Annotated in this window: 14 protein-coding genes; 1 reads left to right on the top strand and 13 read right to left on the bottom strand. The window is 31.9% G+C overall.

The window, feature by feature from the left end:
• Positions 1-356: 356 nt before the first annotated feature.
• Together D2A34_RS24455 and D2A34_RS24460 are read right to left on the bottom strand one after the other, a co-directional pair.
• Complete coding sequence (locus D2A34_RS24455; RefSeq protein ID WP_119368182.1) at positions 357-1472, bottom strand: 4-hydroxybutyrate dehydrogenase; 1116 nt, start codon at positions 1470-1472, stop codon at positions 357-359.
• Between the two features lie 172 nt (positions 1473-1644).
• Complete coding sequence (locus D2A34_RS24460) at positions 1645-3000, bottom strand: putrescine aminotransferase (RefSeq protein WP_119368183.1); 1356 nt, start codon at positions 2998-3000, stop codon at positions 1645-1647.
• A 357-nt stretch (positions 3001-3357) separates the two neighbouring features.
• Between D2A34_RS24460 and D2A34_RS24465 the strand changes: the two genes are divergently transcribed.
• A complete protein-coding gene (locus tag D2A34_RS24465; protein WP_079438066.1) occupies positions 3358-4110 on the top strand; it encodes a helix-turn-helix transcriptional regulator in 753 nt (250 codons plus the stop codon).
• A gap of 548 nt (positions 4111-4658) precedes the next feature.
• Here the strand turns inward: D2A34_RS24465 and D2A34_RS24470 are convergent.
• The 11 genes from D2A34_RS24470 to D2A34_RS24515 form a co-directional block, all read right to left on the bottom strand.
• Complete coding sequence (locus tag D2A34_RS24470) at positions 4659-6140, bottom strand: aldehyde dehydrogenase family protein (RefSeq protein WP_079438067.1); 1482 nt, start codon at positions 6138-6140, stop codon at positions 4659-4661.
• 254 nt (positions 6141-6394) lie between these two features.
• On the bottom strand, positions 6395-7768 hold the full coding sequence (locus tag D2A34_RS24475; RefSeq protein ID WP_119368184.1) for an amidohydrolase family protein: 1374 nt from the start codon (positions 7766-7768) through the stop codon (positions 6395-6397).
• A gap of 32 nt (positions 7769-7800) precedes the next feature.
• Positions 7801-8607: an ABC transporter permease gene (locus D2A34_RS24480; RefSeq protein WP_119368185.1), complete on the bottom strand. Its 807-nt coding sequence runs from the start codon at positions 8605-8607 to the stop codon at positions 7801-7803.
• 1 nt (position 8608) lies between these two features.
• Positions 8609-9472 (bottom strand): ABC transporter permease, encoded by an 864-nt coding sequence (locus D2A34_RS24485; protein ID WP_079438070.1) that lies wholly within the window; start codon positions 9470-9472, stop codon positions 8609-8611.
• Between the two features lie 12 nt (positions 9473-9484).
• On the bottom strand, positions 9485-10612 hold the full coding sequence (locus D2A34_RS24490; RefSeq protein WP_119368186.1) for an ABC transporter ATP-binding protein: 1128 nt from the start codon (positions 10610-10612) through the stop codon (positions 9485-9487).
• 32 nt (positions 10613-10644) lie between these two features.
• Positions 10645-11742: a polyamine ABC transporter substrate-binding protein gene (locus D2A34_RS24495; RefSeq protein WP_079438072.1), complete on the bottom strand. Its 1098-nt coding sequence runs from the start codon at positions 11740-11742 to the stop codon at positions 10645-10647.
• 134 nt (positions 11743-11876) lie between these two features.
• A complete protein-coding gene (locus D2A34_RS24500) occupies positions 11877-12224 on the bottom strand; it encodes a P-II family nitrogen regulator (protein ID WP_079438073.1) in 348 nt (115 codons plus the stop codon).
• A gap of 169 nt (positions 12225-12393) precedes the next feature.
• Positions 12394-13152, bottom strand: a complete 759-nt coding sequence (locus D2A34_RS24505; RefSeq protein WP_079438074.1) for a helix-turn-helix domain-containing protein — start codon at positions 13150-13152, stop codon at positions 12394-12396.
• A 285-nt stretch (positions 13153-13437) separates the two neighbouring features.
• The gene (locus D2A34_RS26950) at positions 13438-13614 is read right to left on the bottom strand and encodes a hypothetical protein (protein WP_169896739.1); all 177 of its coding nucleotides are present in this window, start codon (positions 13612-13614) and stop codon (positions 13438-13440) included.
• Between the two features lie 128 nt (positions 13615-13742).
• Complete coding sequence (locus tag D2A34_RS24510) at positions 13743-15770, bottom strand: M13-type metalloendopeptidase (protein WP_119368187.1); 2028 nt, start codon at positions 15768-15770, stop codon at positions 13743-13745.
• 232 nt (positions 15771-16002) lie between these two features.
• Positions 16003-17316, bottom strand: coding sequence for a CHAP domain-containing protein (locus D2A34_RS24515; protein WP_079438076.1), 1314 nt, complete (start codon positions 17314-17316; stop codon positions 16003-16005).
• Positions 17317-17381: the final 65 nt, after the last annotated feature.

A 17381-nucleotide genomic window follows, 5' to 3' on the forward strand; every position in this document is an offset into this window, starting at 1 on the left:
GATTTATCAATATTTGATTTTTCTTTATTAAAATTTAATTTATTCGTAACACAATATCATAATAATAATATTTTTATTTATTTATGTCAAGATTATATTAAAATTAGGTAAAACAAATTAGAGGGATCTTTACCTATTTATAGTATGGAATTTATTAAAACTTCACACTCTTTAGGCAAATAACCCCCGCATATTTTCCTTATTTACTTATATTTAACTTTTAAATTTCAAAAATTTTCTTTTAGTTAATATATTAAATGAATTTCGAAAAATCCAAAGTTTTTACCTTTATATAATAGAATTTATGGAGTTAGAATTCATCTTTTTAATTTTTCACCTATATATACTTAATTTTATTAATATAGACTTTTATATATGTGATAAACTTGATCCTTATCTAGATTTATATAATTATTTGCCATTAGCCTTTGCTGTTTCCCAATAACACTATCCGAAAATTCTTCCAGCTCCCTTTCACTTACTCCATATTCACTTAGTGACTTCTTCACAATTAAATTATCAAGTAAGAATTCGAGCTGTTCATAGACTCCATCTTCTGAACATTCTAATAAGTTCGCCAAAAACTTATTTAATTCTCCAATTTCTCCATCTGGATTCATTTTTTGATATACTTTGAATATTTCTGTGAACATCACATAATTTGCTTCTCCATGAGGCACATGGTATGCTGCGCTTAAAGGATAACTCAATGCATGAACCGCTCCGCACCCAGCATTCCCAAAAGCAATGCCAGCGTAATTACTTGCTAGAAGGAATTCATCCAACATCTCGTTTCGCACATCTTTTCCTTTTTCTACAATTTTTTTATATCCTTTAATTATTATCTCCATAGACTTTAATGAGAAAAGCCTTGTATGCGCTGTTGCTTTAGGAGATAGATATGATTCGATTGCATGAATGAATGAATCAATCGAGCTAGTCGCAAATACATCAAATGGCAGGCATTGTAATAACTCTGGCACCATAACGGCACTATCAGCATATAGTTCATCTGTAGCAAGCCCCATTTTAGTGTTTTTATCTTTCAATTCTAAAATAGATATATTAGTAACCTCACTACCAGTCCCACATGTGGTTGGCACCAAAACCAGTTCTTTTTCCTTTATAATTTCTAATTTATGATCATATAAATCTACAACTGGTGAAATGTTTTTTAACGCAAATAACTTTGCAATGTCTAGAATAGATCCGCCTCCAATAGCTATAACTCTTTCATAAGATATCCTTTTAATATGCTCATACATAGCTTCAACCATTTCATCAGAAGGTTCTCCACTCCCATAGTTTTCTCTAAATAATACAGCTGCTTTATTCACATTAGTCTTCAAATAATTATCATAAACCCTTTTATTAGTAATAATAAGATCATCCTTCCCAACACGAAATTCTCTGCAGAAAGTTTTACAATCATTATACATATATATAGTAGGATTTAACATTAATTGTTTCATAAAGTACTTACCCTCCTTTATTATTAGAAATACTATAGATAGCTCAACCCAATATTTTACTTATAATCAGGATAATACATGTCAGACTCATGTGTCTAATATACTAGAAACAAGTGACATGTCACTTGTTTCGGTAAGTCATCACATAATTCTAAGCATTAATTATATATACTTATATATTGAACTCTTTTCTAGTATCCTCCAATGCGATATCCATTCTCTCGATTACATTATCCATATCCTCTTTGGAAATAACTGCTGCTGGTTCAAAACGAATGCATTTAGCATTTACTAAGGTACCTGCAGTCATAACTCCTCTTTTAAACAGACCTTTAGCAACAGAGTATCCTATATCACTTTCGCAGAATTCTACTGCTAGCATAAGTCCAGTACCTCTTACTTCATTAATTACTGTAGGATACTTCTTCCATAAACTTTCTAATCCTGCTTTTAGATACTCTCCTTTTTCTTTACATTGTCCAGGAACATCGTTTTCTAGCATATATTTTATTGTTGCAAGTGCTGCTGAACAACAAACTGGATTTCCGCCAAAAGTTGGTGACCCTAATAACCATGGATTATCTATTAAATCTTGTGTCCACATTTTAGGTCTGCATATAATTCCTGTTATTGGCATTATTCCACCACCAAACGCTTTACCAAAAGTCATAATATCAGGTGTTACACCTTCTGCTTCACATCTCCACATTGTTCCTGTTCTGCCCATACCAGTTTGAATTTCATCAAATATTAATGCTACTCCATATTCATCACATATTTCACGAACTTCTTGTAAGTATCCTTCTGGCGGAATAATAATTCCTGCTTCACCTTGTATTGGTTCTAGTATGACAGCTGCGACTTTTTCTCCTACTGCATAAAGATTTTTTATAGCTTTTCTCATATCTTCTGCGTTACCATATTCAACGTGTTGAACTTGTTGCACCATTGGTGTGTAAGGTACTCTATATGTACTCTTACCTCCCATTGAAACTGCTCCCATTGATTTGCCATGGAAAGCTCCTACTGTTGAAATATACCATCTTCCACCTGTAGCTATTCTTGCAAGTTTTAATGCCATTTCTACTGCTTCCGCTCCTCCATTAGTGAAAAAGCAGTATTCTAAATCCTCAGGAGTAATATCAGCAACTGCCTTTGCAAGATATCCTCTTAATGGATCTAATAGTTCTTGCGAGTGTAATGCTTGGTGATCAAGTTGTGCCTTTACAACATCTAGAATTTCCTCATTTCTATGTCCACATGTATAAATTCCAAAACCACCCAAACAATCGATAAACTTTTCTCCATATAATCCTGTACAATAAGATCCTTCATCAGTCCACTCTATAACTGCTGCATTTGTAGATACTGACTTTCTGTATTTAAGCCAGCCTGGGCTTACATAATTATCAAAATAATTTACTGTATCTTTCGTAATTAGTTCCTTATCCTCATTTGTTAACTCATTGCTTTTAATATATCCTATTACTCTGTTTAAATCTTCAATAACTTGTTCTTTGTGTCCCATAATATTACTTCCTCTCTAAAACAAAACAGCGCATTACCTTGATTATTAAATCAGTAATACGCCGTTGTATTTAATCTATTTCTTTTATTGATATTATTATAAATCAAACTAGTCAACGAATACAATTCTCTATACGTATGGTTATTGCATTATTTTAGGAGTATACATACTACTTTATAAGTACCTTTTTTCTTCCTTAGTATGTAGCATTTCTAATATTTAAGTATTATTGAAAATATGTACAATTAATCTGGATTATGATACACTGTTTTTAGTGAATACACAGGATATAATGCATGTATTATTGGCATTTGTTCAAGGAGTGTAACTAATATGTAATTACAGAGAGGTATTTATATGCAAAATAATGAATTTCTCTTAATAAATAATATAATTTATCAGATCTATAGCATTCCTGATTTCGATACTATGAAAATAACATTCTTAAACCTGCTCAAAATGCTACTTCCAAGTACTGCTTCAAGTATCCTAATGGCCGATCATACCAGCTCAAATAATTTACTTTGTGACCCAATTTGCGTGCCCGAAATCTATTCAGAAGCTGAGAAAAACTACCTACTAAATGAAGATGAAGATTACACGCGTTGGGTTATGCTTAGCGGTCAGTGCTTACTTATTCGCGAAAGTGATTTGATGCCTGAAGAGGAACGAATAAAGACAGTTCTTTATAAAAAATGTTATGAACCATTCGGTTTTCATTATTCGATACAATTAAATCTTGTATATAATGATTTATTCTTAGGTGTAGTTACCCTTTATCGAAAAAAAGAAGATAAAGATTTTACATCTGATGAAATGTTCATTGTAAAAGCATTTAGTGATCATCTCAATCTTCGTTTCTATGAATATTATACAAAGGATTCAAAGAATTCTTCCACCAAATCCTACTCAATTGCTAATCTTGCAGCACAATATAATTTAACAAATCGTGAAGTAGAAGTTCTGCAACTGATTTTTGAGGATTTAGATAATGACCAAATTGCGGACAAACTATGTATAAGCGGCTATACATTAAAAAAACACATCCAGAATTTATACCGAAAATTCGATGTGTCTACAAAATGGAACTTGTTAAAATTTAGAGAATGACCGAATACTTAAAGTGAGGCAATAGACAACCGAAATAGAATACATATATGTTCCTCAGGACTGTGAAAAATTTCGCTGAACATATATGTATTCTATTTCTTTGTTTTGCTTTCACTTTAAGTGTTTAGAATTACAAGCTTCTTGCTATGCAGTATCAAAAATTACTGAAAGACTCTCATTAACTTTTACTCATCAAATCATTTATTATTAAGAAACTATTAATAATACTATTGATGCCTAGGAAATATATAAATACTTGCCTACATATGCTTTGCCTTTAAAAATTTACACCAAACAAAGAAATTGAATATATGTTTTTGCGGAGCGTTCATCAGAAGAGTTTGCTGGCTGTGATTCTTAGAATATAAGTTGTTCCAAATATGCTAGTTCAAAGCTTGCCTTTGAGGCTAGCATTTTGGGCACAACTTGTATTCTTAGAATCATCCAGAAAACTCTTCCAAGAACTGGAGTAAACACATATATTCAATTTCGGTTGCTTAGAAGTAAACTTAAAGCGTCATACAACTGAAAGTATTTTTATACCGATTTTAGTGTTCGTACCAGCCGATTGGTCCTGGTGTTAGATTGATGTTTATTTGTTTTATTTCTTGGTATTCTTCTAGACCGTGGATACCTAATTCTCTGCCATACCCACTCATTTTATATCCTCCCCAAGGAGCTTCGTTGAAGGTTGGATTGTAACAATTAATCCATGTGATTCCTGCACGGATTTCTTTTATTACTTTTAATGCTCTTGTGCCGTCTGAAGTAAATACAGCTCCTGCTAAACCATAGATTGTATCATTAGCTAAAGCTATAGCTTCCTCTTCTGTTTTAAATGTTTGAATTGTTACAACTGGTCCAAAGATTTCTTCTTTTACAATTGTCATATCTGAAGTACAGTTATCAAATATAGTTGGTCTCACGTAATATCCTTCTACACATTCTCCTTCTGTGTATCTTTCTCCGCCACAAACTAGAGTTGCACCTTCATTCTTACCTATCTCAATATATTTTAATACTGTTTCCATATGTTCCTTTGAAACTAATGGTCCCATATCTGGATTATTTACTGGATTACCTATAGTCATTGCATTTGCTTTTTCTGCAAGACGCGCTACAAATTTATCTTTAATTGATTCCTCAATAATAATACGTGACCCTGCTGAGCAAACTTCTCCCTGATTAAAGAATATACCAACCATAGCCCATTCAACTGCTCCTTCAAAGTCCGCATCTGCAAAAATAATATTTGGTGATTTCCCCCCAAGTTCTAGGCCAACTTTTTTAAGGTTTCCTACAGCAGCTCTTGCAATGCCTTGTCCCACTTCTGTGCTTCCTGTAAAAGTGACCATATCTACATCATTGCTTTCCGCTATTTCTTGGCCTACAGTTCCACCTGAACCTAATACCAAATTAACAGATCCCTTTGGAAGTCCTATTTCATCAAATATTTCAAATAGTGCAATTGTTGATAAAGGAGTGTTTGAGCTAGGTTTAAATACGACACTGTTTCCTGCCGCAATAGCTGGCGCTAACTTCCAAACTGCCATTAAAAATGGGTAGTTCCATGGAGTGATTTGTCCACATACTCCTACTGGTTCATGAACTGTGTATGAGTGCATTTGCCCAAATCCATCATTTACATCATAAACTCCTCCATATGGTTTTGTGATCAACCCTGCATAATATCTAAAACAATGAATTCCGTCGTCTATGTCACCTTCTGCCTCTCGAAGAGGTTTTCCATTATCTATGGTATCAAGCATAGATAATTTATCTCTTTTTTCTGCTATCTTGTCTGCAATTTGTAAAAGAATATCAGCACGAGCTTGTGCATTCATTCTCCTCCATTCACCTTTTCCATAAAAAGATTCTTTTGCAGCTGCAATTGCCAGCTTAGTATCCTCAATTCCGCCTTCTGTTGTTTTTGCAATCACTTGCCCATTTGCCGGATTTATTACATCTCTTGTTCTTTTAGAAATAGATTCTATCCATTCACCATTAATATACATCTTTTTAATTTCCATAACATCTCTTCCTCTCACTCAATTATTATAAAATTACTCAACTCATTTTTACTGTAAATTATATTTTTCTATTGATTCTATAAACTAATTTCTATTAACAATCACTTTCAAAGTCTTATAAAATATTTATAAAGCCTGATTTCTTGCGCATATTCTGAAGAATATATATGGTACAGAATATCTATTCTTTAAAATAGATATTCTGATATTTTTAGGAATGATTATGGTAAACCGTATTAACCTCAACATTTTTATTACTCCCAATTCCACAGATTACACTTATCTTTAATAGTCTTTCCAGCACTTACATCCAATACTTCTTTTCCTTTTACCGTCATGACTCCATTTACAAATACATATTCAATACCTTCCGGCCTTGTATCTGTGGCTCCAAAGCATGGATAATCTGCCTTATCTTCTATTATTTTCGCATCAAATATTAAAAGGTCTGCATCAGCTCCAATTCCAATAAACCCTTTATTTATTAACCCTAATCGTTTTGCCGGTATATATGTGCAACGGCTGATAGCATCTATTAAATTAATTCTATTCTGCTCCCGCACCATAGTTTTAAAGAACTTAGGGTATGTACCTGCATCTTGAGGATGGCCTGGCACTCCATTATCGTATAATGTCCCTGCATCTGTACAAACCATTACATAAGGTTTTTCCAGGATTTCAAATACTTCATATTCTTCACCTACCATTCCTATTCCAGTGTGATCAGGATAATCTCGTCTAAGCTCTTCATACATGTCTTTGGTTAATCTCTGACCTCTATATTTACCAGTACCAGCTATTATACTGCTGTAATCACAGCCCCATTTCTCTACACACCCTTCATCAAAAACAGCACTTCCAATAGAAGTTGCAAATCCACTATATAATCCACTATCTACTGATATATCTAAGCCTTCAGATAAAGCTTCATCAATCATATGAAGTGCTTCTGTTGCCATTCCCATCCCAAACTGATAAGTAAGATGAGAGATATTTACAGCTGCTCCTGTTTTTCTACTTATATCAATAGCTTCTTTTAGAGCTGAAAGACCTCCATAACAATCTGATCTTGTATGAATAGATACTAGCTTTCCATATTTAGCTGCAACTTTAGCTAACTCTAAAACTTCTTTTGATGAACTTCCTGGTACATACTCGAGTCCAAAAGACAGCCCACTTACTCCCAAATCAAACGCTTCTTCAAGGATAAACTTCATCTTTTTAATTTCTTCATCACTAGATGATTTATAACGATCAGTAACCCCAACTTGTTCTCTTAGAGTAGTATGTCCAATCTGTTCTATCTGATTGATTAAAAAACTATCATATTTTTTATAGAATTCATTAATATTTTCTGGAGACATTCCACAATTACCATTGTATACTGTAGTAACTCCCATTGCCGCTAATACCTTAGCGCAATCTAAATTCCCCTCTACATGAGCATGAATATCTATGATACCTGGACATACTATTTTTCCTCTTACATCTAATTCAACATTACCTTTTATCTCTTCTCTTGTTATACTGCTTATTTTTCCATTTAAGATTCCAATATTAGCAACAGTACTCTTTTTTCTCTTTGGATCTATTATGGTTCCATTCTTAACAACAACATCGTATTCCATAATCAACCACCTTCTCTTGCACTTCTAATGTTCTATGCTTTAATAGCCTTTAATTTTTTAACTTGAAATGCAGTATTTAAAGCTATAATTATAATAGTTACAACCATTATTACTGTTGATAAAGCATTTACCTCTGGTGTTACCCCGGTCTTTACCATTGAGAAAATCTTAAGTGGAAGTGTTGTACTTCCTGGACCCGCTGTGAAGAAACTAATAATAACATCATCAATGGATAATGAAAATGCCAACATGGCACCAGATAAAACTCCTGGCATTATAAGAGGAAGTGTTACTCTCCAGAAAGTTACAATCCTATTTGCTCCTAAGTCCATAGCTGCTTCCTCAAGATATTTATCAAATCCTGCAAGTCTTGCTCTGACTGTTATTACAACAAAAGGAATACTAAATGTAATATGAGATAAAGTAATACTAATTAATCCTAAAGGAATGCTGAGAGCTGAATATATTGAAAGTAATGCAATACCAAGCACTACTTCTGGAATTACTATAGGAATATATAGCAATTTATCTATTACCTCTCTTCCTCTAAATCTATATTTACTTAATCCTATTGCACCAATAGTTCCTATAATAGTAGAAATAATAGTACTTATAATTCCAATGATCAAGGTATTTGTAAGTGCCTCCATCAAAGTTCTGTTTTTAAAGAAAGTCCCATACCACTGAAAAGTGAAACTTTCGAAAGTAATATTTAACTTTGAAGTATTAAATGAAAAAATAATTACATAAAAGATAGGAAGATATAAAAATAAGAAAACAAGATAGATATAAGTATTTTTTAATATTCCAGATATATTTTTTTTCTGTGCCTTTGTCATTTTACATACCTCCTAAATCATCCATATTACCACCTGACTTTTGGTATAACCACACAAGTATTAAGGTAATTACAATTAAGAAAATTGAAATCGCTGAACCTAATGGCCAATTTCTAGCGGTTATAAATTGAGTTCTAATAATATTACCAATTACTTGAGTTTTACTTCCTCCAAGTAAATCAGTAACAAAGAAATATCCTAATGCTGGGATAAATACTAGAATACTACCTGCAAATATTCCTGGCATTGTAAGAGGTAAGGTAACTTTTATAAACGAAGTAACAGGTTTTGCTCCTAAATCGCTACAAGCTTCCAAAAGAGATTTGTCCAATTTCTCGATCGAGCTATATAATGGTAGAATCATAAATGGTAATAACATATATACTAGACCTATCATAACGCCCGTTGTATTGTATACTAATTGAAGTGGTTCATTAATTAATCCTAATTTTAACAATAGTGAATTGACAACACCGTCCTTACGAAGTAAGTTAATCCATCCAAAAAGTCTAATTAATGAACTTACTAAGAAAGGAACTATTACCATAGCCATAAAAACAGTCTTCTTTATAGTTGTTTTTTGAGCTATAAAATACGTAAATGGATACGCAACTATTATACAAATTATAGTCGCAAAAGCTGAAATCAAAAGTGATCCTGCAAAAACTTTCAAATATAACGGATCAAATACCTGCATAAAATTATTTAGTGTGAATCCAATAACAACACCACCATAAGCCCCTTTATTCATGAAACTCATAGCAAATACATAAACAAAAGGAATAGCTACTAGCAAAATCATCCATGCTGAAACTGGACCTACTGTGGTTATAAGAGGCAGGTTTATTTTCTTTTTACTGTTCATTTAAGCACCTCCTTATTTTGCTTGCTTCTCTACTGTAAATACAGGGTTGTCTATAACATTAAATACTTCTTGACTTTGTGATTTAATAACTACTGCATCTTCCTTTTCCCAATATACACATACTTCTGAGCCTATTGGTAGCAATTCCACTTTTGGAGTGGTATTCATCTTTATCTCCATTCCTGTTGGAAGCACAATTATAGTTTTGTTCACATTTCCAATATAAACATGTTCTTTTACCTTCCCTACAAGGGTGAATCCCTCTACCGGCTCTTTAGATAACCTTATATTTTCCGGTCTTACTAAAACATAAATTATTTCGTTATCCATAACTTGAGAGTCTAGTACTATAGCATCTCCATTTTCTAATTTTACTTTTAATAGATCATTCCCTAATTTATTGGCAACTCCATAAAAAATATTTGATTCTCCAATAAAGTCTGCTACGAATTTAGATTTTGGTTTTTCATATATTTCCTTTGGTGTTCCTATTTGCTCTAAGTCCCCTCCATACATAATTGCAATTCTATCGCTCATGGTTAGCGCTTCCTCTTGATCATGAGTAACATAAATAAAAGTGATTCCCAGCTTCTTCTGGAGACGCTTCAACTCAAATTGCATTTGCTTTCTTAATTTTAAATCTAGAGCTCCTAAAGGTTCATCTAGTAATAACACCTTTGGTCTGTTTATAAGCGCTCTTCCTATTGCAACTCTTTGTTTTTGCCCACCTGATAACTGATCTGGTTTTCTATTTTCAAAGCCTACCAACTGCACTAGTTCAAGAATTTCTGTAACACGTTGTTTAATTTCCGCTTTGTTAACTTTCTTAACTGATAATCCAAAAGCCAAATTATCATAAATGGTCATATGAGGAAATAGTGCATAGTTTTGAAAAACTGTATTTACTTCTCTCTCATATGGTTCAGTGTTTTGAACCTCTTCACCTTCAATATAAATGCTTCCGCTAGTAGGTGTTTCAAAACCTGCTATCATCCTCAAGGTTGTGGTTTTACCACAACCTGAGGGGCCAAGCATAGTTAAAAATTCACCTTTTTTTATATCAATAAATAGATCTCTAACTACATGATTATCTCCGTATTTTTTATTTATATTGTCTATTTTTACGATAACCTCAGACATTTTATCCCCTCCAAAGTCTTATTTTCTTCTTTCTATCCTTTAAACTTGGTCCATAAGTCAGTTATTTTTGATACATTTTCTCCAATATCTTGTAGACCTTGGCTCTTTTTCATTTCTGCTTCTGAGATATTTACAATATTGTTATTTTTAAATTCTTCTCCTAAAACTTCTTTAGCAGCTTTGTTTGGATTTACATATGGGAACGTCTTTGAAATAGTAGCACTTACTTCTGGATCTAATATATAATTCATTAATAAATCTGCATTTTCAGCATTCTTTGCTTCATTTACTTTCATCATCATATCAAATGTGAAATAGATGCCCTCTTCTGGATAAACCACTTTAATTGCTGGATTTTCCTTAGCTGCTAAAGCACATTCACCGCCGTAAACAAGACCTAATGAACACTCACCATTTAATAATAATGTCTTTGGACTATCACCGTTAAATGCATGGATATTTGGTTTTAGTTGTGTTAAAAAGTCTCCTGCTTTCTTTAACCCTTCATCACTTGTATCATTTATCTTATATCCATTTGTCATTAATCCAATACCAACAATTGGCCTAGCATCTTCAACTACAACCATTGTATCTTTATATTTAGGGTTTAATAAATCCTTATATGATTTTATATCATCCTTAATTTTATCTGTATTGACTGCAATTAATATGCTTGTACCCAAATAAGGAATACTATATTCACTCTTTGGATCATTTGATTCATGTAAATATTGTTCATCAATATTTTTATAATTTTCTATTTTACTTGTATCTAATTTTTGAATTAAATCTTGAGATTTTAATATTTGGATATCTTGAGCTGGACCAATAATCATATCGTATGTCCCTTTACTCCCCGACTTAACCTTTGCTAGCATTTCATCTGGGTCAGTAAATGTAGTCATATTAACGGTAACTCCGTACTTTTCTTCAAATCCCTTTAGCACTTCATCTGGAAGATATTCCGACCAGCAAATAACATTTAATTCTTTGCTTCCACTACTAGAATTTCCACCAGCACTTCCGCCAGAAGTTGATTGAGTATTGGAACCACAGCCTGCTAAACTCATTATAGTCACAGTTCCCATCATTATGCTTACTATAAATTTTTTTAATATTCCCTTAATCATTTAACTCACTCCTCTTAATAAATCTCATTTTTTAGTTTTAAAATATCTTGATTAAACTCAAATTATAATTTCATATAAAAAAGTGCATAAAGATATTCATATCTTTATGCACCTTTGCATTTAAATATTTATAATTATAAAGCCTTACTTCCTCTTTCACCTGTTCTAATACGAACAACTTGTTCTATATTACGAACAAATATTTTACCATCTCCAACATTACCAGTACCTACTTTATCTATTACGGCTAAAAAGATATCTTCCAAAATATTATCTTCTACTACTGCCTCAACTTTGATTTTGGGTAGTAAATTAATATTTGTTTTTAATCCTTTGATTTCATTTACTCCCTCTAAAGATCCTCTCTGGGTTCCGCATCCCATTGCAGTTGAGATTGTCATTCCACCACAGTGATATTCATCTAAAATACTTTTAACAATTTCTAATTTTTCTGGTCTTATAATTAATACTATTTCCTTCATAACCTCTCTCCTCTCTAATTATAAAATTATATAAAAAGTTCCTTCTAATTAACTAGTCCACTACTTCTTGTGAATAATATACTATCAAAATCTTTTTATAACAATTCACCAAAAACACCATTTTAATTCTACTTTTTAATATATAAGTACTTATAAAGGAGTATGTTTATTATTTTTCCCTAACCATTTTGAATAATTGAACCCTATTTTTAATATTTAATTTTCTATAAATATTCAGTACATGCTTTTTTAAGGTATTATTTGTAATGCATAACTTATCACTAATTTCATTGTTCTCTAAACCGTTCATAAGTTCGGATAAAACAGATTCTTCTCTCTTTGTTAATCCATAAATGTCTACACATTGTGAAATAGATAACTTTTCACTCTCCATAGAATTATTATTTAAATCCTGATATAGTCTAAATGCTAAATGTTCCTTTATCATATCTAATACAAAAGAATCTTCATATCCAAAATCTGCTTTTCCTTTTAGCCTAAAAAAACACACTACGCCAACAAATTGATTTTTATGCGCTAGTATCATATTTAATGTATTATGCCAGTTATTAGGTTCAAAATATTTTTTATAATATTCAGTTTCTACTCGTTTTTGCTCAGAAATAATGTCACTTTCTCTATAAACTTTGCTTTTACCACCAAACATTAGTCCCCTGCTATAATCTATGCTGTCATACTTGTCCATATAGTTTTCATCTGCTCTAGGTTTATAATTATAGAAAACCGGGTCAGTCAATGTGTGGCTATTCAATTCTGACGCAATGTAAAAATCAGCGCTATCAAAAGCTAATATTAACGCCATCTGAGTAAGGAAATTTTTTCTCATAGTCACAGAATCCTCAATAGAATTAATTTGATAAACAATATTGTTTATCACCATCCAATCATTTGTTTCTAAACTACGCATATGTTAAAACTTCCTTTCTTATTATTAATTAAATTCATATAAAATAATAAAAGCATATGTAAAAACTCGTAAACCAAGTATTACATATGCCACTCTGCATATTTATATTATTTTCCATTTATTTTATTAGTTATATTCTACTCTCTTAGCATACCTCTTTCAACATTATCATTTGACCATTTTTTTATAACAGTCTACTCCTTTAGGAGTAGATTGAGAGTATGCTGTAATATTTAATAAATCTTAATAATCTCATTTTATGCGATTAATATTTGATAGATTAATTTAATTATCTTCATCAAAGTATAATACTGATTCTGTTTCTCTACAATATTTTACGCACATACATTGTGCTAATTTCCTTGGGCATTTATAACATAAACACGTTAAATCTTTTCCATCACATTTCCCTTGTTTTAACTCTGTGCAATCCCCGCAATTTACTCCATTTCCTGCCGGCATAATAATATCACTACTCCTTTAACTTTATACTTACATTATTATTAACCCAAAACTAATGAATGTCAAATAAATAGATAGCTTTTTTCACCAAAGCTATCTATTCTTACTTAAGACATATGAAATTGCATTTACCAAATTGCTACCCTATCTTCTGGACTAACATACATACGATCTTTATTTGTTATGCCATATGTGTCATAAAACTTTTGAAATTGAGGTAAAACTGCATTTACTCTAAATTTATTAGGTGAATGAACATCTGCTATTATAGCATATTCCGCATATTGTTTTGTTGTCATTTGCCGCCAAGTAATTGCATAGCTTTCAAAAAATGCTTTATAATCAGGATTGTCCATAGTTCCTAATATATCTAATAGGCAGGATACACCTCCGATATCCGCAATATTTTCTCCTGCCGTAAGATTTCCATCTATATTTACATCTGGCATAGCTTCAATTTCACTATAAAACTCCTTTACTTTCTGAGTTTTTTGTGTGAATTTTTCATAATCTTCTTGACTCCACCAGTTACTAAAATTTCCGTCTGAATCAAATTGTGCACCTGTGTTATCAAATGCGTGACTAATCTCATGACCTATGATTGTCCCTATTCCACCTAAGTTCTTTTCTTTACTGGCACTTGGGTCATAAAAGTGCCCCTGTATAATCCCTCCTGGTATTATAATCGAGTTCTCATTTACACTATAAAACGCATTAACTGTCTGAGGAGTGAATACTTCTTTTTTATTATCTACTGATTTATTTATCCTACTATATTCTTTATCAAGCGAAAAAACTCGTAGTTCCATTATATTATCAAAAAGAGAGCCACCTTCTTCATAAGACTTAATGCTCAATTGTGAGTAATCCATCCACTCTTCTGGATAACCTATTTTAATGCTTAAATTATCAAGCTTTTTGATAGCATTTTGTTTAGTCGAATCGCTCATCCAATCAAGATTTTTAATACGTTTTTTATAAACGTCTATAACTTCTTTGGTAATATTCTCTACATCCTCTTTAGTCTTTTTAGAAATATACTTTTCCGCATAAATCTTCCCAATTCCCAAGCCCATCATACCACTAACTGTACCCAACGCATCTTCTTCCTTTGATATATTCCCCTTTACGCCAAGAAGGCCATTTTCATATTCCCTATATGCATTTTCGAAGTCTTCGCTTATATAATTGGACGCATATAATAAATTGACTATTTCAATATAATTCTTAATAAGAGGCAAATTTTCCTGAACATATATTTTATTAAATCCCTCAAGCCATTTAGGATCTTCTAAAATAATTTTATTAGGATTATTAATCCCTAAATAACTAAAAATAGCCGAGAAGTTCAAATTTGGTGCTAAATCATTAAGTTCATCTAATGTATATACATTATAAACGGAATCAATTAAATTTGAAACCGTAGACGCCTTTTGTTCTTTTGAAATACTTTGCGCCACCATTTCTTCAAACTTAAACATATTATCTACTTTTATATTCGCCTCACTTTTAGTATATCCACTTAATACTAAAAGTTTATTATAATAATCTTGCGTTAACTTCTTATTTTTTAGTGTATTTTGGGTTGTATTAGTATACTTCTCTGAATCTCCTAGACTAAGTACCGTAGGGCTTATATACAATATATTATTTTTAACGTCCTTTATATCTTTATCAACATGAAACCTTATAGTTGAATTTGCTACTTTTTTATCAATCCACAATTTTGTAACATCATCGATTGTTTGTATGCTCTTAACCTTGTTTAAGGTTTGTTCTACTGGCTTTAATCCTTCTCTATTTCGAGCTTCTACATTAAGAACATTATTATACAGATTTATTATTTTTTTCTGATCACTATTTTCACTATATATACTTTCATTCGATATTAATTCATTCATAATAGCTTTTATCTGATTTGTTACATTTTTTTCAACATCATTAAATGTCGAGGTGGTCGAGTTTCCTTCTTGAATTTTTGCAGTATTGAACCACTCATAATTTATTGCATCATAAAAATCATCTTGTAATCTTATTTTTTGATCATTATTTGAGTTTACTTCCTCCGCTATTGCCATCGTATATGATACAGGAGACATCATTAACATAAAGATTATTAAGCTGACTATGGCATATAATTTCTTAATTCTATTCATTATCTAACCTCTTTTCCAGCATAGTTTTTAATAGTTAGTATTGATATATCGGTTGTTATTTTCTTAAAAGAAGGCTTTTATTTCCTAATAACTTCCTAATACATTATGTATATACTTTCTTCACTCAATTTTATTTATATAAAGTATCTGCTAGAACCTTATTTATTTTACACTAATAAAAACTATTCTTTGACTTTCCAAATTAGTAACAAAATCCACCTCATTAGCAATATTAATAGTTAGGCTCATCTAAATAAATGTATCCGTACAAATAGCTTGTCTCATATATTTCTCTATATCTGAAAGCAGCTCCATGCCAAGTTGATTCGGATATATAAATCTTTCCACCGCTTATCTTTTCTACAACAGCTACATGTCCACTTCCGCTGGATCCCGGTAAACTAGATTTCCATACTGCTATCGCTCCAACTCGTGGCTGAGATCCATACTGATATTTACCACTTTTTTTATTCGCCTCCCACCACTCATAGCCATTGCCTATAAATCCTGCATCAACTGGTTTTATTCCAGTAAGTTCCCAAGCTCGTCCCCAAGCATACCATGTACAATTACCTTTAATTTCTTTTCCTCCATTAAGAAATGGCGGTGATAATCTAACTTTGTAAAAAAGATTATCATCTGAGTAGTAATATTTGTTTCCCATGCTTGGTGCTGTATCTCTTATTTTCCCCTTCTTTAATGAATCATCAGTAACATTATCATCCATACTATCATCTTTTTTACCACTATCTATTGGGGGAATATTATCGTTTTCTTCTTTGACATTTGTGTTGTTAGTATCCTCGGGCCCAATTACAACAATTGGTGGTGTGCTTTGAGGCCTTTCAAATATAATCCACTTGGAACTGATCCAACCTTCTTTCCCATTAATAACTATTGGATAGAATTCATTTTCTTTATCTCCCAGAATTTTTACTTCTGTTCCTTTAGCCAAAGTTCCTATTATATCTGAAGAAGTAGTAGCTTTTGCTCTTATATTTAACAACCCATCACTAGTTGATACATATGCTATACGCGAGTTATCCGTGTTTTTTATATCTCCTACTCCAGGTTGCGCTTGTTGAACTATTTCCTTGCCACTTAACATTGCCCCAGTCTGAGAAAAGTCATATGTTTTGCCATCAATTGTAATGGTTCCTGTTTCCATTTCTCCACTTGAATTTGTAAAATACCAAGTGCCATTATCATTAATCCATCCAATGCTCATTTTCCCATCATTATTAAAATGATACCACTTCTCATCAATTTCCTTCCAGCCTGTGAGCATTTCACCACTTCCAGATAGGTTGTACCAATTACTACTATATTTAATCCAACCAGTACACATTCTTCCATTATCATTAAAGTAATACCAATTTTTATCTATTTCTTTCCATCCAGTAACCTTGCTCTTATTCTCTATCCAACTCCAGTTATTTTTCGAATCTTTAACCCATTCCGCTGAAGCTGATGTGTAATGCATATTTGCCGTTGTTAAGGCTGCTATTGTCATTAGAATCAACTTTTTTATAACTTCTTTCTTCATACATTATACCCTCTCTTTACAAATTAATAGTCGTAATTCGTAATCTCATATGTAAACCTACTATG

The sequence above is a fragment of the Clostridium chromiireducens genome (assembly GCF_003575225.1).
Classification (GTDB): Bacteria; Bacillota; Clostridia; order Clostridiales; family Clostridiaceae; genus Clostridium; species Clostridium chromiireducens.